The following is a 21,166-nucleotide window of genomic DNA, read 5'->3' as shown; positions in this document are numbered from 1 at the left end:
GGTCCACCGCGAGCCCGCTACCAAGGGGAGTGCGGCATTGGCGAAGAGACCACAGCTGACCGGACGGGCCGCGATCATCGCGGTCGTGGTGTGCGCGATCGCGATGAGCCTGGCCTACCCTGTGCGCGAATACATCGCCCAGCGGCGCGGCATCGCGGAGCTGCGGGCGGAGAAGGATCAGGTCGAGGCCGAGCGGCGGATCCTGGACGCCCAGGCGCGTCAGATCCAGGATCCCAACTGGATCAAGCGCACCGCCAAGGAGCGGCTCCACTACTGCGGCTCCGGCGAGAAGTGTTTCGTGGTGACGGACCCCGGGCTGGGTAAGGGGCAGGCGGCGGCCAAGCAGCCGGCCCCGCTGCCGCCGTGGTACCAAACGCTCTGGACGTCCGTCACGGCCGCTGATTCGGGCACCGGCCTGCGGGCGGGCACAGGAGAGAAGGAGAGTGTTGAACAGTAGCGAGACCCCGGCCGAGAGCGACGTCGAGGCGGTGCGCCGGCAGCTCGGGCGTCCGCCCCGGGGGTTGCGCGGGGTCGCCCACAGGTGCCCGTGCGGCAATCCCGACGTGGTCGAGACCGCGCCGCGGCTGCCCGACGGGTCGCCGTTTCCCACGCTCTACTACCTGACCTGCCCCAAGGCGGCCTCGGCGATCGGCACGCTGGAGGGCTCCGGCCTGATGCGGGAGATGCAGGCCAGACTGGCCACCGACCCCGAGCTGGCGGCCGCCTACCAGGCGGCCCACGACGACTACGTCGCCAGGCGCGACAAGGTGGCCGAGGAGGAGGGCGTGGAGCCGTTGCCGCGCGGCATGCAGAGCACCGGGGGGATGCCGCTGCGGGTCAAGTGCCTGCACGCGCTCGTCGCGCACGAGCTGGCCGTCCCCGGCGCCAACCCGTTCGGCAGGGAGGCGCTCGACGCCCTCCCCGACTGGTGGAGTGACGGACCATGCGTGTAGCCGCTGTCGACTGTGGCACCAACTCGGTGCGCCTGCTGATCGCCGATGTCTCCGATGACACGCTCGTCGAGGTCGAGCGGCTGATGGAGATCGTCCGGCTGGGTCAGGGGGTCGACGAGACGGGCCGGTTGGCGCCCGAGGCGCTGGAGCGGACGTTCGGCGCGATGCGCGGCTACCGCAAGCTCATCGACCAGCACGGCGTGCGGCGCACCAGGGTCGTGGCCACCAGCGCGACCCGCGACGCGGCCAACCGGCAGGAGTTCGTCGACGGCGTGCGCGAGATCTTCGGAGTCGAGCCCGAGGTGGTCACCGGCGGCGAGGAGGCCGAACTCTCGTTCACGGGCGCGACCAGGGGGCTGCTCAGCCTGTCGCCCGAGACCGGGTTGCCGCAGGGCCCGCTGCCGCCCTATCTGGTGGTCGACATCGGCGGCGGCTCGACCGAGTTCGTGGTCGGTTCGCGACACGTCGACGGCGCGATCTCGGTCGACATCGGGTGCGTGCGGCTGACCGAGCGGCGCCTGCGCGACGCGGGCGACCCGCCGTCGGCGACCGCGATCGAGGCGGTGGTGGCCGACATCGAGGCGGCGCTCGACCGGGTGGCGGAGGCGGTGCCGGTCCAGGAGGCCCACACGCTGGTGGGGCTGGCCGGCTCGGTGACGACGGTCGCGGGCATCGCGCTCGACCTGCCCGCCTACGACCCGGAGCGGATCCACCACTCGCGCATCGCCGCGGATCAGGTGCACGACGTCACGCGCCGGCTGCTGGCGATGACCCATGACGAGCGGGCCCGCATACCCGTGATGCATCCGGGACGGGTGGACGTCATCGGGACGGGTGCGCTCATTCTTGATCAGATTGTGAGACGTTTCGGGTTTCGGCAGGTCGTGGTGAGTGAGCACGACATTCTTGACGGAATCGCCTGGTCAATCACCTAAAATACGGTCATATCGGGGCATTTCGGGATTCATGCCGTAGTTGAGTGCGCGATCACTTTTGTGCTTAGGTAAAGGAGCATTACGGGGGCTTTGCCATATTGCCGGACACAGATGATGTCGGCGTGGCGACCGTTCCCGAGCGCATCTTTTCCCTCACGGAATGGAGCACTCTCCCAATGATGTCCTCTCCCTTAGTACGGAAAGCGGTGGCGTTCGGCGCCTCCACTGCCGTGCTGGCCGGCATGGTCGCGGCGCTGGCAGCCAGTCCCGCCCAGGCCGGCCCGAAGGTAGGCCAGGCCGGTCCGGCCGCCGCCCAGGCCGGCCCGAAGAAGCCGCAGCCGAAGGTCTCGGTCTCCACGCCCAAGGCCGCGCAGCGCGACTACGCGGGCGCCTGTCCCATCAAGGTCAACGTCTCCGCCAAGATCAGCGTCAAGGCGACCGGCAAGACCACGCTGGCCTACCGCTGGCTGCACGGTGACGGGTCCAAGAGCAAGGTCAAGACCGTCCGGATCAAGGGCCACGGCACGAAGTCCGTCACGGTCAAGCAGACGGCCACGTTCAAGGACGACGTCAAGAAGGGCTGGGAGGCCGTACAGGTTCTCAGCCCGCGCAAGGTGACCTCCAAGAAGGGCTACTTCTCGGTCACCTGTGCCAAGGTCATCGAGCTGGAGGAAGCCACCAAGGTCTCCGTCCGCGCGTGGGCGAGCCCGAGTTCCTACGTCGGCTCCTGCACTCCGGGCACCAAGATCGACTTCACCGGCCTGATCAGGGTCAGTGACCCGTCCTGGGTGCGCTACCGCTGGATCCTCAACGGCAAGGTCGTCGACTACGGCAAGACCAAGGTGTGGCGCTCCAAGAAGGTCGGCTTCGGCATCTCCCCGCGCAGCAGCGAGCACGGCTACGCGGTGCTCCAGGTGCTCGGCCCTGACCGCGCCTACTCCAACAAGGCCCACTACAAGGTCCTGTGCAAGTCCGAGGCTCCGGCCACCCGCGTCGCCGTCACCGACCTGGTCACCGCGACCAACCACGACGGCTGCAAGGTCGGCGCGCACGCCGTCGTCCGGTCGACCGGCCCCGGCCGCGTCGAGTACGTCTGGTCGCTGAACGGCCAGCGCGTCCTCAGGGGCGACACCGTGTTCAGCCACGGTGGCAAGCGCACCGTGACGCTGCCGGAGAAGGTCCTGACCGGCGCCGCGACCAAGGGCGGCAAGATCACGCTGACGGTCTTCGGGCCGCGCAACAGCGACTCGATCACACAGTCCTACGCCGCCTGCGAGGCCCCGAAGCCGACCGTGTCGGTCTCGGCGGTCTCGATGACGGGTCAGCGCAACGAGATGTGCGCTGACAAGCGCGGTCCCGGCGTCGACTTCAAGGCGACCCTCACCAGCACCGGCCCGACCACCGTCAAGTACTACTGGGTGGTCAACGGCAAGCGCGACCACAACACGCTCGAGCGCCAGGTCAACGGCAGCCTCGACGTGCAGTGGGGCGTGGGCGGCACCCACGGTGCCTCGGTGACCTCGGGCTCGATCGAGCTCGTCGTCATCAGCCCCAACGCGACCTCGTCGGGCGCTTCGCAGTTCACGGCGACGTGCCCGCCGGCGTCCACCCCGACGCCGGCGGCCACGCCGTCCGCCTGATCGGTCTCTCCGACCGGTCGACCTGACCGGGTGGCGCCCCTGCGGCGCCGCCCGGTTTTTCCTTTGCCGCGATCGTTCGGCCCCGGTCCGAGGAAGTCCGGCTGATCGGGCACCATCGATGTCATGAGCTTCGTACCTCCCGGCACCGGCTGGCCGGACGACCCGGCGACCGCTGACACCCCGGTCGCCCATGACCCCGCAGACGTCCGCCGCCTCGCCACCACCAGCCCCACCCTCGCGGAGCTCACCGCCCGGATGTCCGTCTGCCGTGCCTGCGCCCGCCTGGTGGAGTGGCGCGAGGAGACCGCCCGGGTGAAGCGGCGGGCGTTCGCGGACGAGACCTACTGGGGCCGGCCGATCGCGGGCTGGGGCGACGACCACCCGCGCATCCTGATCGTCGGCCTCGCGCCGGCCGCCCACGGGGGCAACCGGACCGGCCGGATCTTCACCGGTGACCGCAGTGGCGACTGGCTGTTCGCCTCGCTGCACCGCTGCGGCCTGGCCGTACAGGAGACCAGCGAGCACGCGGGCGACGGGCAGAAGCTCCTCGGCGCGCGGATGCTGGCGTCCGTGCGGTGCGCGCCGCCCGCCAACAAGCCGACGCCGGACGAGCGCGACACCTGCCGGCCCTGGATGGCGCGCGAGCTGGCGATGGTCGCGCCGAGCGTGCGGGTCGTCGTCGCGCTCGGTGGGTTCGCCTGGCAGGCCATGTGGCCGGCCCTGAAGGAGGCCGGCTACGGCCTGCCGCGCAGCAGGCCGCCGTTCGGGCACGGGGTGGAGGTCCCGGCGACGTACGGCGAGGCGGCCGTGACCCTGATGGGCTGCTATCACCCCAGCCAGCAGAACACGTTCACCGGCCGCGTGACGGGGCCGATGCTCGACGACATCTTCACCAGAGCCGCCACTCTGGCGCTGTGACACGCGTGACAGGTCACGGATTGGTAATAAGAAGGGCTCTGACGTAGGCTGTTTGTGAAAGCTTTCACAAGCATTCCCATGAGGGTGGGCCCGAAGGATGACCAAGCACATTCTGATCGTCGGCGGCGGCTACGTCGGCCTGTACACCGCGCTGAGACTGCAGCGCAGACTCCACCGTGAGCTGCGTGACGGACAGGTGCGCATCACCATCATCGACCCCCAGTCCTACATGACCTACCAGCCGTTCCTGCCGGAGGCGGCGGCCGGCAACCTCTCGCCCCGGCACGTGGTCGCGCCGCTGCGGCGGGTGCTGCCCAAGGTCCGGATCCTCAACGGCACCGTCACCCAGGTCGACCACGCCGAGCGCACCGCCACCTTCCAGCCCGCCGAAGGGGAGGCGCGGCGGATCGGCTACGACCTCATCGTGATGGCGGCCGGCTCGATCTCGCGCACCCTGCCGATCCCCGGCCTCACCGACATCGGCATCGGCCTCAAGACCGTGGGCGAGGCCATCGCGCTGCGCAACCGGGTGCTGCACCTGCTGGACGTGGCCGAGTCGACCGACGATCCCGAGGTGCGGCGCCGCGCGCTCACGTTCGTCGTGGTCGGCGCGGGCTTCGCGGGCGTCGAGGTGCTGGCCGAGCTGGAGGACATGGCCCGCGACTCGACGCGCTACTACCGCAACATCAAGCCGTCCGACATCCGCTGGGTGCTCGTCGAGGCCACCCGGCGGGTGCTGCCCGAGGTCGGCCCCGAGATGGGCAAGTGGACGCTGGAGCAGTTGCGTGAGCGGGGGATCGACGTCAAGCTCGACACCCGCCTGGAGTCCTGCGTCGGCGGGCACGTGGTGCTCTCCGACGGCTCGGCGTTCGACGCCGAGACCCTCGTGTGGACCGCCGGGGTCAAGCCGAGCACGGTCGTGAAGGCCGGCGACCTGCCGCTCGACGAGCGCGGCCGGGTCAAGACGACCACCATGCTGACCGTCGCGGGCACCTCCGACGCCTTCGCGGCCGGCGACGCGGCGGGCGTGCCGGACGTCACCAACCCGGGCCAGTACTGCGCGCCGAACGCCCAGCACGCGGTGCGCCAGGCCAAGGTGCTCGCCGACAACATCGTCCGCCGGCTGCGCGGCGAGCAGCTGGTTGAATACCGCCACAAGTATGTCGGATCGGTCGCCGGTCTCGGCCTGCACCAGGGTGTCGCGAACGTCTACGGGGTCAAGCTTCGCGGATTCCCTGCGTGGTTCATGCACCGGACCTACCATCTGTCGCGGGTGCCGACGCTGAACCGCAAGGTCCGTGTCGTCGTCGACTGGACCCTCGCGCTGTTCTTCAAGCGGGAGACCATCTCCCTGGGTGAGATGGAACACCCGCGTGACGGGTTCAGGGCAGCCGTGGCGACGACCAACCGCTAGCCGCGGTACGGCAACGCCCCGGCGTCCTCGCGCCGGGGCTTCTCGGCGCCAGTGAGATCTCGGACGAGAGGGGATCCTCGGGTGGGGCTCTCTGCGGTGACCGTGCTCGGCGTCGACCGGCCCGGCGTCATCGCCGCGGTCACCGGCTCGCTCGCAGACTGCGGGGCGAACATTCAGGACTCGACGATGACGCTGCTCGGCGGCCACGTGGCGATGATGCTGCTGGTCTCGGGCGACCTCAGCTCGGAGCAGCTCGTCAAGCAGCTGGACACCCTCGACCTGGTGGTGACCACCTCGGCCGTCGACGCCCGCCGCCACTTCGGCTGCCAGGCCGGGGGGCTCGGCTACGTGCTGACCCTCCACGGCCCCGACCGGCCGGGCATCATCTCCGCCGTCAGCGGCGCGCTCGCCTCGGTCGGCGGCAACATCACCGGCATGAGCACCCGGCTCACCGGACGCCTCTACGTGCTCATCGCCGACGTCGACATCCCCGAGCCGGTCAACGTGGCCGCGCTCATGTGCGACCTGGCCGTCGTGGGCTCGGGCCTCGATTCCGAGATCACCTTCCGCCCCGTCGAACCGGACCTGCTGTGAACGGCTTCGTCACCGCGGACATACGCCGCGCGACCCGCGTCATCGTGTACGGACGGCTACCGGGCACAGGCGATCCGGTCACCATCGACGCCGATTCCTTCGAAACTCGGTGTATTCAGCACCAACTGGACCATCTACCCGGTTTACTCTTCCTTGACAGAGCCTCAGGGGCTCTGGCGCTTCACCGCAAACTTCACAGTTGTGACAGCTGATGCGAAGTTGTGCTCCTCGGGAGCATGGTCCCTTTCGTATGATTGCGGCGCCCCCGTAGCCCAATGGCAGAGGCAAACCCCTTAAAAGGGTTGACGTGCGGGTTCGAATCCCGCCGGGGGCACCGGCCTCACCCCTGGCGAACCGATCTTCCAACCCACGCCCGAGACCTGGGAACTTCACCGGCGACGCGTTCGTTCTCTTGCTGCTGAAGTCTCGAAACCACATAGATCTGAGCGCGAGTCGACCTTGGCGACGCCGGGTCTCGTAGGCTCGGCGCAGGAGGCATCGATGGAGAGTAAAAACCCCGTTTTCAACAGGTCCCGGCAGCAGCCCGGGGCATGGGCGCCCCCCGCCCCGACCCCCGACCAGCTGCAGCACATGTACGACTCCCCGTCGTACGCACCCCCGGCGGGGCCCGCCTATCGCACGATGACGATCGACGACGTCGTGGTCCGCGGGTTCATGACCCTGGGCACGCTCATCGCGGCCGCCGCCGCGGCGTGGTACTTCCAGGTCCCGATGGCCGTGGCCGTCGGCGCGGCGATCGTCGCGCTCGTGCTGGGGCTGATCGCCTCGTTCAAGCAGAGCACCAGCCCGGCCCTCATCCTGGCCTACGCCGCGTTCCAGGGCGTCTTCCTGGGCGCGATCAGCAGCCTCTTCGAGTCGTTCTTCAACGGCATCGTGCTGCAGGCGATCCTCGGCACGGCGTTCGCCTTCGGCGGCGTGCTGGCCGTCTACTCGCTGCGCATCGTGCGGGTCACGCCGAAGCTCACCAAGTTCGTCATCGCGGCGGCCATCGCGGCGATCGGCCTGATGGTGGTCAACCTGCTCGTCGGCTTCTTCGTCGACGGCGGCATCGGCATCCGCACCGACTCCCCGCTCGGGTGGATCTTCAGCATCGCGATGATCCTGCTCGGCTGCTTCTTCCTGCTGCTCGACTTCGACGCCGTCGAGCAGGGCGTCAAGCAGGGCGCCCCCGAGAAGTTCGCCTGGCAGTGCGCGTTCGGCCTGACGCTGAGCCTGGTCTGGATCTACCTCGAGGTGCTGCGCTTCATCAGCTACTTCAGCGGTAACGACTGAGATCAGACAGTGACGAGGGGCCCCGCCGATCCGGCGGGGCCCCTCTGCTGTGTCAAGCATGAACTTCATGTAACGAATTGGTGCCGACTTGGGGGTTGCCATTCCGGTGGAGGTGTTGCAGTGTCGAGCAAAGGACCTTAATCCGTGGAGGTGCCCATGTCCTTGAACCACTCACCGGAGACGCAGATCAAGCTCATCGCAAGGGTCCCGACGATAACGGGACGCCAGCTCCCCGAGTGGTTCCAAGCCATCGACAACGGTCCGTCGTTCCTCAGATGTGACGAGCGGGCCAACTGGCTCGCCGACGAGCACGGGCTGACTCACGGCTACGCCGCCGCGATCGTTCACGAACACGAGCGGCACCGCCGTAATCGCATGGGCTTCATCTAGAGGCCTCCCACATTCGCGCCCGTGCCTGAGGCACGGGCGCGTCATCATGGGTAGATGGATCTAGACAAGGCACGAGAGTTCCTCCGGCACAACCATCGCGCCGTGCTGCAGACCAGACGTGGCGACGGTAGCGCGCAGTTGTCGCCGGTGACGGTCGGCGTCGACGCCGACGGCCACGTGGTCATCAGCACCCGGGAGACGGCGGTCAAAACACGGAATGTCCGCCGTGATCCCAGTGTGTCGATCTGCGCCTTCACCGACGCGTTCTTCGGCGAGTGGGTCCAGGTCGACGGCAAGGCCGAGGTCGTCTCGCTGCCGGAGGCCATGGACCATCTGGTCACCTACTACCGCGACATCGCGGGCGAGCACCCCGACTGGGACGACTACCGCGCCGCGATGATCCGCGAACGCCGCGTCATCCTCCGGGTCACGCTCACCCGCGCGGGCCCCGACGTCCAGGGGTAGGCCGTGTCACCCGGCCGCCGCCGGCAGGCGCGCGGCCGGGTGATGAAACCCGAGCTAGCCCAGCCGCTCCAGGATCATGGCCATGCCCTGGCCGCCACCGACGCACATGGTCTCCAGGCCGATGGACTTGTCGTGGTGCTGGAGGCTGTTGATCAGCGTGGAGGTGATGCGGGCCCCGGTCATGCCGAACGGGTGACCCACCGCGATCGCGCCGCCGTTGACGTTGACGCGGTCGAGGTCGATGCCCAGCTCCCGGTAGGAGGGGATGACCTGGGCCGCGAACGCCTCGTTGATCTCGACCAGGTCGATGTCCTCGATCGCCATCCCGGCGCGGGCGAGCGCCTGCCTCGACGCCTCGACCGGGCCCAGGCCCATGATCTCGGGCGACAGGCCGGTGACCCCGGTGGACACGATGCGGGCCAGCGGCGTGATGCCGAGCTCGGCCGCCTTCACGTCGCTCATCACGATCACCGCCGCCGCGCCGTCGTTGAGCGGGCAGCAGTTGCCCGCCGTGACCGTGCCGTCGGGCCGGAAGACCGGCTTGAGCGTCGACACGGCCTCGTAGGTGGTGCCGGCGCGCGGCCCGTCGTCCTTGCTGACCACGGTGCCGTCGGGCAGCGTGGCCGGGGTGATGTCCTTCTGCCAGAAGCCGTCGGCCAGGGCCTTCTCGGCGAGATTCTGGGAGCGTACGCCGAACTCGTCCTGCTCCTGGCGGGTGACGCCCTTGAGCTGGGCGAGGTTCTCGGCGGTCTGGCCCATGGCGATGTAGATGTCGGGCAGCGCGCCGTCCTCGCGCGGGTCACGCCAGGTGTGCCCGCCCTCGGCGAAGGACTTGCTCTTGGCCACGGCGTCCTCGAAGAGAGGATTCTGCGTGTCGGGCAGCGAGTCGGAGTTGCCCTTGACGAAGCGCGACACGGTCTCGACCCCGGCCGAGACGAAGACGTCACCCTCGCCCGCCTTGATCGCGTGGAAGGCCATCCTCGTGGTCTGCAGCGACGAGGAACAGTATCGGGTGACCGTGGTGCCGGGCACGTTGTCCAGGCCCAGCATCACCGACACCACGCGACCCATGTTGTAGCCCTGCTCACCGCCGGGCAGACCGCATCCCAGCATGATGTCGTCGATCGTGGCGGGATCGAGCTGGGGCACCTTGTCCAGCGCGGCTCTGATCATCTGCACGGTCAGGTTGTCGGGACGGATGTCCTTCAACGACCCCTTGAACGCACGGCCTATGGGAGAGCGTGCGGTTGCGACGATGACTGCCTCGGGCATGTGGCCCCTCCTTTGTCAGCACTCTTCTAGAACTATATTTCAGTATTGCCGACATGCCCGCAGCCCCCCTCCCGGTAATTCTCGGCCGATTGCACGAACCCGTGAGATCGGGGCTTCTAGCCGTACATGCCTGGCGCCGTGGCGGTGCTGTCGTTGAGCGCGTGCATCGCGCCCTTCTCGTCGCGCCACAGCCGCCAGCCGTCCTGGCTGCCTGTGTACCAGGAGGGGGGTGCCGAGGAACTTGTGACACGCTTGCCCGTCGTGAGGTCGTAGTCGCAGACGGCCGCGACCGAGTAGAAGCCGGGAGCCTGACCGCGCAGCGGGAGAGGCTTGGGATCGGTGACGCAGAACGACCAGCCGCGCTCCTCCTCGATCGGCACCTGGCGGCCCGTGGTCAGGTCGAAGGCGGTGCCCTTGGTGTCGTGCTTCAGGAAGCCCAGCTTCTGCATGCGGTCGGGGAAGGCCAGCCACCAGCCGGAGCCGGGCACCTCCGAGGCGGTGATCTGGCCGACCACGCGCCCGGTGGCGGAGTCGAGCCGGGCGAACCCGCCGTAGGCGCCGTGCTGGTCGACCGGGCGGACCACCGGAGCCAGCCCCGGGCTGCCGCTCGGGTAGACGCGCACCACCGAGGGGCGCATCCAGTTGACCGTGCCGTCGGCGATCTTGATGGAGAAGAGCCCGAACGCGGACACCTTCTTGGTGCGCGGGTTGGTGTAGGGGGCGACGTAGCCGACCAGGTCTTCGCCGGTCGAGCCGAAGGCCCAGCCGCCGGACAGATCGATGCCGGGCCCGAGCGCCTGCTCGATCGGCTGCTGCCACTGCAGCTTGCCGGTCTTGAGCTCGTACGACTCGATCATGGGGTTGGACGAGAGCCGGAGCAGCAGCACCCGCTCGGCGTCGGACCACTCGACCTCGGCGATGCCGGGCAGCTTCCATATCAGCTTGCCGGTGGCCGGGTCGAGCACGACCACCCGTGCCGACGACAGCGCGGTCTGCTCCGGCAGGCAGATGTAGGGGCCGCAGCGCTGGGGGCCGAAGGTGGAGTGGACGGGCCTGGTCCACTTCTGCCGGCCGGTGCGGGCGTCGCGGGCGATGAGCGTGGCGTTCCACTGGCTCGTCTTGGCCGGGTCGAGCGCCACGACGACGGCCTGGTCCTTGCCGGTCGGCACGATGGCCGGCGCCGAGACGCCCATGCCCGGCAGCCGGCCCGCCATCGTGGCGGGCTGGGCCCACAGCTTCTTGCCGTTGGTGAGGTCGAGCGCGGCGGTCTCCAGAGTGCCGTCGGGCTTCAGGGACGTGGCCGTGACGACCCCGCCCGCGGTGGTCATCCGGCTGACAGCGTTGACCTCGGTGTTGTGCCAGGTGGGGAAGGCGGCCGTGGCGGCGTCGCTGTCGGAACAGCCGGCCAGGGCCAGGATCCCGGCGAGGGCCACGGCGGGTTTCGCGAGGGGCCGGAGCACGATCAATCCACTCCAAAGGGGACGGGGAGTAGCGGCTCCGACGCGGAGGGTGACCGAGGTCAGGTGTCGTCGAGCATCTTGCCGTCTCGCCTGCGGAACAACGTCGCCCATCTGCCGTGGGGACCCGTCGCCCGCCCTGCGACCCGGGTCGGGGACACCTCGGTGCCGGACTCCTCCGCGGCAGTGGCCGCCGCTAGGTAAATCGGTTGTAGTCCTTCGCCCCGCGCGGGTCGCGGCTCAGGCCACAATCCCAACGCAGCGCATACAGAAGGTAGCACCGCGTAAGCGGCCTGTGCGTAACCTCGGTCAGATGGATGGAAACGATCCGGTCCGAACATCTCGCCCGGATTTGTTGCGAATTCGGGGCCCAGGACGTCGGCGAACGCGACCGTGCGCCCGCCCGCGTCGACCACCGCGATCGTCTGCGCGGCCGCCAGCTGGCGGCTCCAGCGCCTGGTCACCCAGCGCAGCGGCTGGGCGATGGGACGCACCGTGCCGAGATCGGGGCAGGTGCCCACCACCACCTCCGCGCCGGCCTCGCGCAGCCGCCGCACGGTCTTGGTGAGGTGGCGTACGGCCGTCGCCGGCGGCGTCTTCGTGACCACGTCGTTGGCGCCGACGAAGACGACGGCCACGTCGGGCCTGAGCCGCACCGCCTTGTCCACCTGCTCGGCCAGCTCCGCCGACGACGCGCCCGACTTGCCGAACACGCCGAGCCGCACCGGCCGCTCGGCGATGGCGGCCAGGCCGCCCGCGATCAGCACGGCCGGGGTCTTGCCCGGCTCGCTCACTCCCAGGCCTATCGACGTCGAATCGCCCAGCATGACCAGGGTGAGCGGGACACCGGGGAACTCGCCGTAGAGGCCGTCGGAGGCCGGCCCCTCCAGCCCGTGCGGGCGGCCGATCACCCTACGGGCCAGCACGCTCTCAGCGATCAGCAGGCCGTAGGCTGTGGCTCCGAGGGCCGTCAGGCCGCCGCCGCCGAGTGCGGCCGCTGTCGCGATCTTGCGTGCGGCTCGCGCCACTCCGGCCGACCAGACCACGTGCTCTCCTCATCGGACTCGACGGTAGCGTTTGCTTGAAACTAGCCGAGAGCCCGCCACCCGTACGCGACCTCGGCATCGAGCAAGCTGATCAAGCTTTGGCAAAGAAGGTGAACACCTCGGTGCGCGTTTATGATTCCCTGGTCGAACTGATGGGCAACACGCCCCTCGTCCGGCTGCACAAGGTCACTTCCGGCCTACCCGCCCAGGTGCTCGCCAAGGTCGAGTACTTCAACCCTGGCGGCTCGGTGAAGGACCGCATCGCCGTACGCATGATCGAGGCGGCGGAGGCGTCCGGAGAGCTGCGCCCGGGCGGCGTGATCGTCGAGCCGACGTCCGGCAACACCGGCGTGGGCCTGGCCATCGTGGCCCAGCAGAAGGGCTACCGGTGCCTGTTCGTGGTGCCCGACAAGGTGGCCCAGGACAAGATCGCCGTGCTGCGGGCCTATGGGGCCGAGGTCGTGGTCTGCCCGACCGCGGTCGCGCCCGATCATCCCGAGTCCTACTACTCGGTCTCCGACCGGCTGGCCCGGGAGATTCCCAACGCCTGGAAGCCCGACCAGTACTCCAACGTCAACAACCCTGATTCCCACTACCACTCGACCGGCCCCGAGCTGTGGGAGCAGAGCGAGGGCCGGATCACCCACTTCGTCGCGGGCATCGGCACCGGGGGCACGATCAGTGGCACCGGCCGCTACCTCAAGGAGGTCTCCGGCGGCCGGGTGAAGGTCATCGGCGCCGACCCCGAGGGCTCCGTCTACTCCGGCGGCTCCGGCCGGCCCTACCTGGTCGAGGGGGTCGGCGAGGACATCTGGCCCGCCACCTACGACACCGGGATCTGCGACCGGATCATCGCGGTGTCCGACAAGGACTCCTTCAACATGACCCGCCGGCTGGCCCGCGAGGAGGGCCTGCTGGTCGGCGGCTCGTGCGGGATGGCCGTGGTCGCCGCGCTCCAGGTGGCCGCCGAGGCCGGGCCCGACGACGTGGTGGTCGTGCTGCTGCCCGACGGCGGCCGGGGCTATCTGTCGAAGATCTTCAACGACGACTGGATGGCCGACTACGGCTTCCTGGCCACGTCGTCCGACGAGGGCCAGGTGGCCGACGTGCTGGCTCGCAAGGGGCCGGGGCTGCCGGAGTTCGTGCACGCGCACCCGTACGAGACGGTCGGCACGGCCATCACGATCATGCGCGAATACTCGGTCTCGCAACTGCCCGTGATGAAGGAGGAGCCCCCGGTAATGGCCGCCGAGGTGGTCGGCTCGATCGTCGAGCGCGACCTGCTGGAGGCGCTCTACCGCGGCAAGCTGTCGTCCGACGACCCGATCGGCGAGCACATGTCGTCACCGCTGCCCACGATCGGCGGGGGCGAGCCGGTGGCCCGCGCGGTCGAGGCGCTGGAGAAGGCCGACGCCGCGGTGGTGCTGGAAGAGGGCAAGCCCGTCGGGCTCATCACCCGGCAGGACCTGCTCGCCTTCCTGGCCAACCACTAGGACACCCGGACCGCGGCGCCGCGCTGAGCCCGGCGTCGCGGTCACGGCAGCGGAAACTCCGCGACCACCTCCCAGCCGCCCTCGGGCACCGGTCCCGCGTGCAGCCTGCCGCCCAGCGCCTCGACCCGCTCGGCCATCCCGACCAGCCCGAACCCGCCGCCGAGGCCGGACGTCCGGGCATCGGCCGCCGAGCCGAAGTCACGCACCCGCAGCCCCGCCACCCGGTCGGAGAGCCGCAGGCGGGCCTCGATCCAGGACGCTCCCGGCGCATGCCTGCGCACGTTGGTGAGCGCCTCGCGCAGCACCCGGTGGAGCGTCGTCATCACCTCGGGCGGCAGGGTGGCGTCGTCGATGCCCGGCCCGATCTCGAACGCGACGCGGGGCCCGTTCGCCGCGAACCGCTCGGTCAGCAGGCGCAGATCGGCCAGCGAGGTGCCCGGCGTGCGGGCCGCCTCGTCGTCGTCTCGCAGCACGGTGACCAGGCGGCGCATCGAGGTGAGCGCCTCGCCGCCAGCGCCGGCGATCGCGTCCAGGGCGGGCAGCACCGCCTCGGGTCTCATCTCGGCGACCGTACGGGCGGCCTGTGCCTGGACCACGATGCCGGTGATGTGGTGGGCCACCAGGTCGTGCAGCTCCCTGGCCAGCTCCAGGCGCTCGCTGCGTCGTACGGACTGGATGGCCTCAGTGCGGCGCTCCTGCTGGAAGCGGAGGTAGCCACCGGCGCCGGCGGCCAGCGACCAGCCCGCGAACAGCAGGAACGAGAAGGCCAGCCCGCTGTTCTGAAAACCGCGCCCCGCTCCCTCCGCCAGGAGTACCACCAGCACGCCGAAGGACAGCGTCGCGGCCCGCCAGACCGGCTCGGCGTGGCGTAGCACCCCGATGGTGAGCACGAGCAGCGCGCCGCTCTCCGCGCAGCCGGGCACGCCGCCGAAGCCGGTGACGCCCATGGTCACGGAGACGCCGGCGGACAGGGCCAGCAGGACGGCGAGACTCGTCAGGCGATGCCGTCGCCGCAGCATCACGGCCACGACGCCGGCCGCTCCGGTGGCCGGGACGAGCCACTGGATCCCGTCGAGGCTGACCGCGATGCCCAGGTCGATCAGCAGCATCAGGCCCAGCCAGCCGAGCATGGCCAGCTCGCTCAGCCGGCGGATCCAGTAGACGATGCGTTTGGAGTCCCCCACCCCACGCAGCCTAGACCGGAGGTCGCAGAGGCCGTATCGGCCGTTCGGCCGACCGGGCGCTCGAGAACCGGCCCTTCAGCGGAGGCGTGGCCGGGCGGCCGGCGGCGATGCTGGAGTCCGGAGAAGGGGGACGGAGACATGATGGTCATCGGGTTCGCGTTGCTGGGTGTCGGGCTGGTCATCGGAGTGTTGCTCGCTCTGGCCGACCCGGTGCTGCTCTCGCGTATCAACGGGGAGTACGCGGAGGGCGGCAGCGGCCCGCGCCGGTGGGGGACGGACCGCGGGCGGCTTCCGTTACGGTGGCCATATGACCAACGGTTTCGAAACTCTGGCGATCCACGCAGGTCAGGAGCCCGACCCGCTGACCGGCGCGGTCGTGCCACCGATCTATGCGACGTCCACCTACAAGCAGGACGGCGTGGGCGGCCTGCGTTCCGGATACGAATACAGCCGCTCGGCCAACCCCACCAGGACGGCGCTCGAAGAGGCGCTGGCCGCGGTGGAGGGCGGAGCGCGCGGACTGGCGTTCGCGTCCGGCCTGGCGGCCGAGGACACCCTGTTGCGCGCCCTGTGCAAGCCGCAGGACCACGTGATCATCCCGAACGACGCCTACGGCGGCACCTACCGCCTGTTCGCCAAGGTGCACGCGCGCTGGGACCTGCACTTCGACCCGGTGCCGCTCGGCGACCTCAACGCCGTGGCCGCCGCGATGACGCAGAAGACCCGGATCGTGTGGGTGGAGACGCCCACCAATCCGCTGCTCGGCATCGCCGACCTCACCGCCCTGGCCCAGCTGGCGCACGAGAACGGCGCGCTGCTGGTCGTGGACAACACGTTCGCCTCGCCGTACCTTCAGCAGCCGCTCGCGCTGGGCGCGGACATCGTCGTGCACTCCACGACCAAGTACATCGGCGGCCACTCCGACGTCGTCGGCGGCGCGCTGGTCGCGGCGGACCCGGCGCTCGGCGACGAGCTGGCCTACCACCAGAACGCGATGGGCGCCGTGGCCGGGCCGTTCGACGCGTGGCTCACGCTGCGCGGGCTCAAGACGCTCGGCGTGCGGATGGACCGCCACTGCGACAACGCCGAGCGGGTCGTCGACCTGCTGCTCGCCCACCCGCGCGTGACGCAGGTGCTCTATCCGGGCCTCGGCGAGCACCCCGGGCACGAGGTGGCCGCCAAGCAGATGAAGAGGTTCGGCGGCATGGTGTCGTTCCGCGTGGCGGGCGGTGAGGCCGAGGCGGTAGAGGTGTGCGACCGGGCCAAGCTCTTCACGCTCGGTGAGTCGCTCGGCGGAGTCGAGTCGCTCATCGAGCATCCGGGCAGGATGACACACGCCTCCGCGGCAGGATCACCGCTCGAGGTGCCCGCCGACCTCGTGCGGTTGTCGGTCGGCATCGAGACGGTCGGCGACCTGCTCGCCGACCTCTCCCAGGCGCTGGGTTAGGTCGGCACCACCATCAGGAACAGGATGACCAGCCAGATCACCGCCAGCAGGCCGCTGATGGCGGCGATCCGGCCGTTCTGCATCTGAGCGTCGTCGGCCGGGGTCTCGCTCGCGAGGGCCCGGACGGCGGTGCGCAGGTCACGGTCGATGATCACGATCAGCACGATGGCCACGATGAACAGGGTCATCGACGCCGTCATGTACCACTTGCCGAGCACACCGCCGCCCATGACCACGCCGAGCGCGATGCCGAAGATCAGCACGCCGAGCGAGCCGATGGCGTAGACCCGCGTGGTGCGCTGGATGTTCCGCAGGACGGGCACGTTCTTGGTGCGGATGGCGCGCGGCGCGGCCATCGTCACCGCGGTGAGCGGGCCGATGGCGAAGATGGCGAAGCCGATGTGCAGCCACAGAAGCAGGGACATGCCGGAGAGACTAGTCCCCGACGATCTCGGCCGGGGACTCGACACACTCCTTCTGCTCCGAGGTGCAGCGCATGACGAGTTCGGTGGCGGCGATGGCGATGATCATCAACGCGATCAAAAGAATCATGGCAATCATGAGGCACCCCTCCTTCCCCGTGTCAGACGGAAATATCGTCCGTTATGACTAGAGGCCGCGGCAACGGAATAAGTTCAGCGCGGGTAGGGTTGGGATTCGCTGTTTTTCTCTCACCCTTCGGTTACAAAGGAGTTCCTTCCGTGGCCATCAGGCATGTCGAGCCCTACACCGACGAGTGGCTGCAGCAGCCCGCCTGCTACGTGCGCCGCGTCGTCGGCCGGCTCGGAGCCGAGGTGGCCGACTGGTGGGAGGGGCCCTGCGATCCGCGTGACGCCACCATCCGGTTGGTCGACGGCAGCGCGCTGGTGTGGGATGAGGAGAGCGGCTGGCGACTCGGCCACTTCGTCTCCGGAGGGCGCGACCGGCACACCGAGCTGTCCGGGGTCCGCTACCTGGGCGGCGGCCTGCTGCCCCGGCCGGAGCGGGTGCCCGCGGCCCTGGCCGACGCCCGCGCGGGCGTCGGCGCGAGTAGCGCCTGGCGTCCCTGCTACCGCTCGCACCGCAACTGCCGCGACGGGTTCGACGTCGCCCTCGACTTCTACGCCCGGCTCATCGACGCCTGAGCCGAGACGCTTGAGCCTGAGACGCCGGAGCCCGAGACGCTTGAGCCTGAGACGCTTGAGGTTCAGACGTCTGAGCCGCAAGAGCCTGAGCCGCTAGCGGGCGCGGCGCAGCCTCAGGAAGTCGCTGACCACGTATTCACCCAGCCGGTCGGCGCTGGGGGAGAAGACCCGGCCGCCGTTGCGGCGCGCCAGCTCGTCCACGAACTCCTGCAGCCGCTCGTCGGCCGCCAGCATGAAGACGTTGATCGTCGCCCGCCGCCGCGTCATCTTGTCGACCTCCGCCAGCGTGAGCTCCAGCGTCTCGCTCGACGGAGGCCACTCGAACGCCGAACGGCCGTTGCGCATCAGGTGGGCCGTCGGCTCGCCGTCGGTCACCACCAGCACCACGGGCTCGAAGTCGGGGTGGCGGTCGAGGTGGCGCCCGGCGATCAGCAGGGCGTGGTGCAGGTTGGTGCCCTGGACCATGTCCCAGTCGAGCCCGGCCAGCTCGTCGGGCTGCAGCACCCGCGCGTAGTTGGAGAAGCCGATGATCTGTACGGCGTCCTGCGGGAACTTGGCGGCCACCAGCGCCTGCAGGGCCAGCGCCGTCTGCTTGGCGGCGGCCCAGGTGCCGCGCAGGGCCATCGAGTAGGACAGGTCGACCAGCAGGCAGACGGCGGCCGCGCTGCGCCGCTCGGTCTCGGCCACCTCGAAGTCGTCCACCGACAGCCGCACCGCACCGGCCGCGCCACTGGGCGGGCGCCGGAGGCCGCCGTTGCGGACCCCGTTGACCAGCGTGCGCACCACGTCGATGGGCTGCTCGTCGCCGAACCGCCATGGCCGTGACGACCCGGTCAGCTCGCCGGCCGAGCCCGCGTCGCGCTGGTCGTGATCGCCCCGGCGCCCCGCGTCGAGCGAGGAGAACACCCGGCGCAGCGCCGTCTCGCCGAGCCTCCTGACGGCCTTGGGGGTGAGCTCCAGCTTGCCGCGGCGGCGCAGGAGGTAGCCCTGTTCCTCCAGCTCCCGCTCGATCCGCCGCAGCGCCTCCAGGTCGTCGACGGCCGAGCGGCCGAGGGCGCGGCGGACCGCGGCCTCGTCGATGTCGTCGAGTCTGGCGCCCGGGTAGTCCTGGCGCAGCGCCGCCTCCAGCTGCGCGAGGTCGGCCAGCTCCTCCAGCGCGGTGACGGAGTCGCCCATGCCCAGTGGCTCCTCGCCGGTCAGCCGCTCGGGGGAGTTCCAGGCCAGGTCGGGGCGGCGGGTGTGGAGGGCATCGCCGAGCCTGCGCATCTGCTCGGCCAGGCCCTCCTGGTCGAGGGTCTGGTTGATGAGGTTGGCGAGCTCCTCACGCTGGCGTGGCGTCAGCGAGGCGAGCATCCGCTGGGTGGCCGCGGCGCGCCGGGCCAGCAGGTCGACGAGCTCGTCGAGGGTACGCGGCCGCTCCGGAAACAGGTCACCATATTTCGCCATAAAGGCGTCGAAGTCGGCCTGGTTGTGCTCGCCCCGGCCATCCCTGTCCAGCATGTCGTTCAGATCCGACATCATCTGCCGGATCCGCTCCATCGCCGCCGGATCCGGCTGGGCCAGCGCGTCGCGCAGCCCCTTGAACTGGCTGTCGAGCACCTCGCGCCGCAGCAGGTCGCGCAGCTCCTCGAAGGTCTGCCGGGCCGCGGCCGAACGCCACTCGTAGGAGCTCAGCTGCTGGATCGCGCTCGCCGTGTCGTCGGGCAGCCCGTCGAGCTCCGACTCGCGTAGCCGGGCGTCGTCGGAGGGGTCGGGGAAGAGCTCGGCGCGCTCCTGGCCGATGGCCTTGTCGAGCAGCGCCCGAGCCTTCTCCAGGGTGCCGTCGAGCCGGCCGCGCTCGCGCAGGTCGCGGCGGCGGCGGCGTACCTCTCTGAGCATGTCGTCGAGGCCCTTGCGGTCCTGCGCGTCCGGCAGCCCGCGCTTGAGCAGGTCGCGCAGCGCGTGCACGGGCGTCGAGCCGGACAGGATGGCGTCGCCCATCTCGTCGAGCGCCGCCCGCACGTCGTACGGCGCGGCAAGGGGGTCAGGGCCGTCGAAATACTCGCCATAGCGGTAGGCCATCACGAACCCACGCTAACCCGGGAATCCCGGCCACGCGCCCCCTTGGCGGCGCTCACGTGCGGTAGACGGTGACGCCGTCGAGGTCGTCCTTGGACAGGCGCCGCATGAGGTAGAGACCCTCCAGCGCGAACTCCAGGGCGGCCGCGGCGTGACCGGGCGACTCCTCGCCTTCGCCCATGCCCAGCTTGGACATGACCTTGGAAAGGCCGTCGACGGGACCGATGCGGTGCAGCAGCTCACCGGCCGGGACCAGCTCGCCCGACTCCACCTGGTTGCCCTCGGAGAACTTGTCGGTCAGCGGCGACAGCTCGACACCGCCCAGCCGGCTCCGGAACGTCTCGGCCGTGGCCCGGCGGAGCAGGTGAGCCAGGATCTCGGTCTCCCTGCCCTCCTCGCTGACCTCGAACTCCACCTTGCCGCGCAGGCTGTGGACGACGTTGGCCAGGTCGCACACCCGCGTGACGGCCCGCTCCTCGCCGGTGATCGCCGCCCTGCGCACCGCCGAGGCCGAGGCGGTCTCGGCGGCCGCGATCGAGAACCGGGCCGAGACGCCCGACCGCGCGTCGACGGAGGTGGACTCGCGGACCAGCCGGGTGAACCGGGCGATCACCTCGACCAGGTGCTCGGGGACGTCGGCCCCGATGTCCGGCACCGACTCCTGGCGGATCAGCTTGAGCTCGTCGTCGACGGTCAGCGGGTAGTGGGTGCGGACCTCCGCGCCGAAGCGGTCCTTCAGCGGCGTGATGATGCGGCCGCGGTTGGTGTAGTCCTCGGGGTTGGCGCTGGCGATGAGCAGGAGGTCGAGCGGCAGCCGCAGGTTGTAGCCGCGCACCTGGATGTCGCGCTCCTCCAGCACGTTGAGCAGCGACACCTGGATGCGCTCGGCCAGATCGGGCAGCTCGTTGACGGAGAACACGCCGCGGTTGGTGCGCGGGACCAGGCCGTAGTGGACCGTCTCCGGGTCGCCGAGCCGGCGGCCTTCGGCGATCTTGATCGGGTCGACGTCGCCGATCAGGTCGCCGACGGAGGTGTCGGGCGTGGCGAGCTTCTCTCCGTAGCGCTCGTCGCGGTGCTTCCAGGCCACGGGCAACTCGTCGCCCAGCTCGCGCGCCAGCGTGACACAGCGCGTGCAGACGGGCGCGTACGGGTGGTCGTTGATCTCACACCCCTCGACCACCGGTGTCCACTCGTCGAGCAGACCCGTGACCGTACGGATGAGCCGGGTCTTGCCCTGACCTCGCTCACCGAGCAGGACCAGGTCGTGCCCGGCTAGAAGGGCCCGCTCCAGATGGGGCAGGACGGTGTCGTCGAAGCCCACGATGCCGGGAAAACGGGGCTCACCTGCTCGCAGCTTGGCCAGCAGGTTTTCGCGGACCTCTGCTTTCACGGTGCGATGAACGTGACCGCTCTCTCGCAACTCGCGGAGGTTTAGAGGCTGATGCACGGGATCGAGACTACGTCGCCCGGGACGAAAGCGGCA

The 21,166-nt window shown here is 69.9% G+C and carries 22 protein-coding genes and 1 tRNA gene; 15 read left to right on the top strand and 8 right to left on the bottom strand.

Annotated features, from left to right (window positions below; all coding sequences use genetic code 11):
* The first annotated feature begins 37 nt into the window (after positions 1-37).
* The 12 genes from AB0I38_RS09700 to AB0I38_RS09645 all read left to right on the top strand — a co-directional run bounded on the left by AB0I38_RS09700 (position 38) and on the right by AB0I38_RS09645 (position 8,602).
* Complete coding sequence (locus AB0I38_RS09700; RefSeq protein WP_358464768.1) at positions 38-457, top strand: septum formation initiator family protein; 420 nt, start codon at positions 38-40, stop codon at positions 455-457.
* Positions 447-953: a DUF501 domain-containing protein gene (locus AB0I38_RS09695; protein WP_358464765.1), complete on the top strand. Its 507-nt coding sequence runs from the start codon at positions 447-449 to the stop codon at positions 951-953. Before AB0I38_RS09700 ends, AB0I38_RS09695 begins: the two co-directional genes overlap by 11 nt.
* On the top strand, positions 944-1,888 hold the full coding sequence (locus AB0I38_RS09690; protein ID WP_358464762.1) for a Ppx/GppA phosphatase family protein: 945 nt from the start codon (positions 944-946) through the stop codon (positions 1,886-1,888). The genes AB0I38_RS09695 and AB0I38_RS09690 overlap by 10 nt, the downstream gene beginning before the upstream one ends.
* A gap of 176 nt (positions 1,889-2,064) precedes the next feature.
* A complete protein-coding gene (locus tag AB0I38_RS09685; RefSeq protein ID WP_358464759.1) occupies positions 2,065-3,528 on the top strand; it encodes a hypothetical protein in 1,464 nt (487 codons plus the stop codon).
* A gap of 123 nt (positions 3,529-3,651) precedes the next feature.
* Entirely contained in the window at positions 3,652-4,446 is a 795-nt protein-coding gene (locus AB0I38_RS09680) for a uracil-DNA glycosylase (protein ID WP_358464756.1), read from the top strand.
* Between the two features lie 97 nt (positions 4,447-4,543).
* The gene (locus AB0I38_RS09675; protein WP_358464753.1) at positions 4,544-5,860 is read left to right on the top strand and encodes an NAD(P)/FAD-dependent oxidoreductase; all 1,317 of its coding nucleotides are present in this window, start codon (positions 4,544-4,546) and stop codon (positions 5,858-5,860) included.
* 81 nt (positions 5,861-5,941) lie between these two features.
* Positions 5,942-6,454, top strand: coding sequence for a glycine cleavage system protein R (locus AB0I38_RS09670; protein ID WP_358464750.1), 513 nt, complete (start codon positions 5,942-5,944; stop codon positions 6,452-6,454).
* On the top strand, positions 6,379-6,666 hold the full coding sequence (locus AB0I38_RS09665) for a peptide deformylase (protein ID WP_358464747.1): 288 nt from the start codon (positions 6,379-6,381) through the stop codon (positions 6,664-6,666). Before AB0I38_RS09670 ends, AB0I38_RS09665 begins: the two co-directional genes overlap by 76 nt.
* A gap of 49 nt (positions 6,667-6,715) precedes the next feature.
* Positions 6,716-6,788 (top strand) — tRNA-Leu (locus tag AB0I38_RS09660).
* A gap of 167 nt (positions 6,789-6,955) precedes the next feature.
* Positions 6,956-7,747, top strand: a complete 792-nt coding sequence (locus AB0I38_RS09655) for a Bax inhibitor-1/YccA family protein (protein WP_358464744.1) — start codon at positions 6,956-6,958, stop codon at positions 7,745-7,747.
* Between the two features lie 156 nt (positions 7,748-7,903).
* On the top strand, positions 7,904-8,137 hold the full coding sequence (locus AB0I38_RS09650; RefSeq protein WP_189124115.1) for a DUF4287 domain-containing protein: 234 nt from the start codon (positions 7,904-7,906) through the stop codon (positions 8,135-8,137).
* 54 nt (positions 8,138-8,191) lie between these two features.
* Positions 8,192-8,602, top strand: coding sequence for a PPOX class F420-dependent oxidoreductase (locus AB0I38_RS09645; RefSeq protein ID WP_358464741.1), 411 nt, complete (start codon positions 8,192-8,194; stop codon positions 8,600-8,602).
* Positions 8,603-8,656: 54 nt separating this feature from the next.
* Here the strand turns inward: AB0I38_RS09645 and AB0I38_RS09640 are convergent, their stop codons facing one another.
* The 3 genes from AB0I38_RS09640 to AB0I38_RS09630 all read right to left on the bottom strand — a co-directional run bounded on the left by AB0I38_RS09640 (position 8,657) and on the right by AB0I38_RS09630 (position 12,377).
* Entirely contained in the window at positions 8,657-9,874 is a 1,218-nt protein-coding gene (locus tag AB0I38_RS09640) for an acetyl-CoA C-acetyltransferase (protein ID WP_358464738.1), read from the bottom strand.
* Positions 9,875-9,990: 116 nt separating this feature from the next.
* Complete coding sequence (locus tag AB0I38_RS09635; RefSeq protein WP_358464735.1) at positions 9,991-11,334, bottom strand: outer membrane protein assembly factor BamB family protein; 1,344 nt, start codon at positions 11,332-11,334, stop codon at positions 9,991-9,993.
* Positions 11,335-11,393: 59 nt separating this feature from the next.
* A complete protein-coding gene (locus AB0I38_RS09630) occupies positions 11,394-12,377 on the bottom strand; it encodes an SGNH/GDSL hydrolase family protein (RefSeq protein WP_358464732.1) in 984 nt (327 codons plus the stop codon).
* Between the two features lie 122 nt (positions 12,378-12,499).
* On the opposite strand from AB0I38_RS09630, the gene AB0I38_RS09625 reads away from it, so the two are divergent.
* Positions 12,500-13,870, top strand: a complete 1,371-nt coding sequence (locus AB0I38_RS09625) for a cystathionine beta-synthase (protein WP_358464729.1) — start codon at positions 12,500-12,502, stop codon at positions 13,868-13,870.
* A gap of 41 nt (positions 13,871-13,911) precedes the next feature.
* Here AB0I38_RS09625 and AB0I38_RS09620 read toward each other — a convergent pair whose 3' ends face one another.
* A complete protein-coding gene (locus AB0I38_RS09620) occupies positions 13,912-15,054 on the bottom strand; it encodes a sensor histidine kinase (protein ID WP_358464726.1) in 1,143 nt (380 codons plus the stop codon).
* A gap of 307 nt (positions 15,055-15,361) precedes the next feature.
* Between AB0I38_RS09620 and AB0I38_RS09615 the strand changes: the two genes are divergently transcribed.
* On the top strand, positions 15,362-16,501 hold the full coding sequence (locus tag AB0I38_RS09615) for a cystathionine gamma-synthase (protein ID WP_358464723.1): 1,140 nt from the start codon (positions 15,362-15,364) through the stop codon (positions 16,499-16,501).
* On the opposite strand, the gene AB0I38_RS09610 is transcribed toward AB0I38_RS09615, so the two are convergent.
* Positions 16,498-16,926: a DUF2269 family protein gene (locus tag AB0I38_RS09610; RefSeq protein ID WP_358464720.1), complete on the bottom strand. Its 429-nt coding sequence runs from the start codon at positions 16,924-16,926 to the stop codon at positions 16,498-16,500. The genes AB0I38_RS09615 and AB0I38_RS09610 overlap by 4 nt on opposite strands.
* Positions 16,927-16,936: 10 nt before the next feature.
* Positions 16,937-17,062, bottom strand: coding sequence for a hypothetical protein (locus tag AB0I38_RS09605; protein ID WP_358464717.1), 126 nt, complete (start codon positions 17,060-17,062; stop codon positions 16,937-16,939).
* A 140-nt stretch (positions 17,063-17,202) separates the two neighbouring features.
* On the opposite strand from AB0I38_RS09605, the gene AB0I38_RS09600 reads away from it, so the two are divergent.
* Positions 17,203-17,625 (top strand): DUF6292 family protein, encoded by a 423-nt coding sequence (locus tag AB0I38_RS09600; protein WP_358464714.1) that lies wholly within the window; start codon positions 17,203-17,205, stop codon positions 17,623-17,625.
* 93 nt (positions 17,626-17,718) lie between these two features.
* On the opposite strand, the gene AB0I38_RS09595 is transcribed toward AB0I38_RS09600, so the two are convergent.
* The gene (locus AB0I38_RS09595) at positions 17,719-19,686 is read right to left on the bottom strand and encodes a hypothetical protein (protein WP_358465154.1); all 1,968 of its coding nucleotides are present in this window, start codon (positions 19,684-19,686) and stop codon (positions 17,719-17,721) included.
* Between the two features lie 52 nt (positions 19,687-19,738).
* Positions 19,739-21,130: a sigma 54-interacting transcriptional regulator gene (locus AB0I38_RS09590; protein ID WP_358464711.1), complete on the bottom strand. Its 1,392-nt coding sequence runs from the start codon at positions 21,128-21,130 to the stop codon at positions 19,739-19,741.
* Positions 21,131-21,166: the final 36 nt, after the last annotated feature.

This window comes from Nonomuraea cavernae, from assembly GCF_040655715.1.
Classification (GTDB): Bacteria; Actinomycetota; Actinomycetes; order Streptosporangiales; family Streptosporangiaceae; genus Nonomuraea; species Nonomuraea cavernae_A.
This window is presented reverse-complemented; position numbering and strand designations above follow the sequence as displayed.